Origin of the sequence: Natronococcus sp. (assembly GCF_047921035.1) — an archaeon.
Taxonomy (GTDB): Archaea; Halobacteriota; Halobacteria; order Halobacteriales; family Natrialbaceae; genus Natronococcus.
Window position 1 is genome coordinate 1 of record NZ_JBLRWX010000205.1, and the last position, 1,944, is coordinate 1,944.

3 protein-coding genes are annotated in these 1,944 nt (G+C 69.0%); 2 read left to right on the forward strand and 1 reads right to left on the reverse strand.

Annotated features, from left to right (window positions below; translation table 11 throughout):
• A partial coding sequence (locus ACNA7R_RS20135) for a hypothetical protein (protein WP_416285318.1) occupies window positions 1-416 on the reverse strand: 416 nt, incomplete at its 3' end.
• A gap of 46 nt (window positions 417-462) precedes the next feature.
• Here ACNA7R_RS20135 and ACNA7R_RS20140 point away from each other — a divergent pair.
• A complete protein-coding gene (locus ACNA7R_RS20140) occupies window positions 463-1,497 on the forward strand; it encodes a hypothetical protein (RefSeq protein ID WP_416285319.1) in 1,035 nt (344 codons plus the stop codon).
• Between the two features lie 14 nt (window positions 1,498-1,511).
• The gene (locus ACNA7R_RS20145; protein WP_416285320.1) at window positions 1,512-1,769 is read left to right on the forward strand and encodes a hypothetical protein; all 258 of its coding nucleotides are present in this window, start codon (window positions 1,512-1,514) and stop codon (window positions 1,767-1,769) included.
• Window positions 1,770-1,944: the final 175 nt, after the last annotated feature.

Consider the following 1,944-nt stretch of genomic DNA (forward strand, 5'->3'; position numbering starts at 1 on the left):
GCGAGCGCCTGGTCGCGCAACCGGGGGTAGTCCCGCGGCAGGGAGGTCCACCGCTCGAGGTCGACGGCGTCCGCGTCGGGCTCCTCTCCGACCTCTACCCGATCCCGGCACGCGAGACGCTCGAGGTCGACGGCGCCTTCGGCGACTCCGTCGCGGCGATCCAGCAGACCTTCTTCGCGGAAGAGATCGACGGTCTCGACCTCGGCGTAGCCTTCGGCGACGCCGTCCGCGCCGTCGGCGACGTCGGCTACTACTCCGCCGAGCCCGAAGGTCTCGAGGTCGGCGTAGCGTTCGGCGACGCGGTCGTCGTCGTCGGGCAGACCGCGACGCGCGCTCCCGAGCCGGAGGGTCTCGACGTCGGGATCGCCTTCGGAGATCTCGTCGCCGCCCGCGTGCAAACCGTCCTCACGGCTCAAGCGGAAGCGCCGCTCGAGCTCGGCGTCACCTTCGGAGGTACGATCCGTGCAACGACCGTATGAACGCCGCACCCCCGCCGGCCTGATCCTCCCGCGCGCTCACGTCGGGCTCCGCGGCCGCGTCCGCTGGCAAGTCCTCGACGAGCGCGGCGTCCCCGAGATCCCCCGCGGACCCGGCGGCTTCCCGATCGGCCCGGCCGACGGCGTCGAGCAGCCGAACCTCCTCCTCAACGGCTTTATGGACGGCGTCGGAACGTCGCTCGGAGTCTGGTCCTATCACCTGCGGCGTAACTTCTTGGTCGGAACGGGAAGCACGGCGCCCGCCGTCACCGACGGCGCTCTCGTCAACGAAGTGCAGCGGCTCTACGCCGGGACCGCGGGACCGACGAACACCGGAACGATCGACACGGACGCGAACGTCATGCGGATCGAGAGCGTCCTCCCGCGTCAGGTGACGCTCACGGCGGACCGGAACCTCACGGAGTTCGGGCTCGGCGCGACAAACGACAGCACCTGCCTAATCCGGGAGCTCTTCCGCGACGAGGTCGGCGACCCCGTAACGATCTCCCTCCTCAACGGTAAGGCGCTCATTCTGACGCACACGCTTTTCGGCGAGATCCCCGCGCCGGTCGCGGGCACGTTCTTCGAGTTCGACCTCGAGCAATACGACGCGACGAACACCCTCGTCTCGACGACCCCGTACGACTGCACCTTCGGCCCGATGGCCGACAGCGGCTTCATCGTCGATCTTTTTGAAGCCTGGGAACCGTACCGGACGACGATCTGCCTCCCCGTGATTTCGGCGACGACGTATAACCGGAACACGACGCTCGGGACGGCGTCGAGTTCCGCCGCGCCTCAATTCTCCGCGCAGGCATACACGGCGGGAACCTACACCCGGACGAAGAAGGCGACCGTGCCCGCCGCAACCTACGGCGGCTCGACGTGGTACGGCTTCGTTATGACCCGTACACAGTCCCGCGGCTTCGTGTGCCTCTTCGACTCCCCCGCGACCTACGCGAAGCCTTCGACCGACACCGTCGAGATCGACTGGATCTCGTCCTGGGCGCGCGCCGCCTAACCGGAGGTAAGAGCATGACCACGCAGCACACCGTCCGCGTCCTCTTCGTCCGCGACGACCGCCCCGAACCCGTCGAGGCAGGCGAGCGAACCTTTCACGGAGAGGACTACGAGCTCTTCGACGACCGCGCAGCCCGCGAGCGCCTCCTCGCCGACGGCGACCTCGTGATCGGCCCGGAGCTTGTGACCTTCGCCGGAACGATTGCGCCGATCGCGAAGATCGACCGTGTCGTCGTCGAGGTCGCCTCCGCGAGCCGACCCCCGAGCGAGTAGCCTCCGAGCATGGCCGAGCCGCTCCCCGTCGCGCCGCTCCCGATCGTCGAGCCGTCCCCCCGCCCCGCGGGAGCGAGCGCAGACCTCGGCGGCGCGACGACCTACCTCGACACCTACCTCGGCGGAAGCGTCGAGGGCTCGGTCCTCTCCTACGAGGACGCGAGCGGCTTCGTCT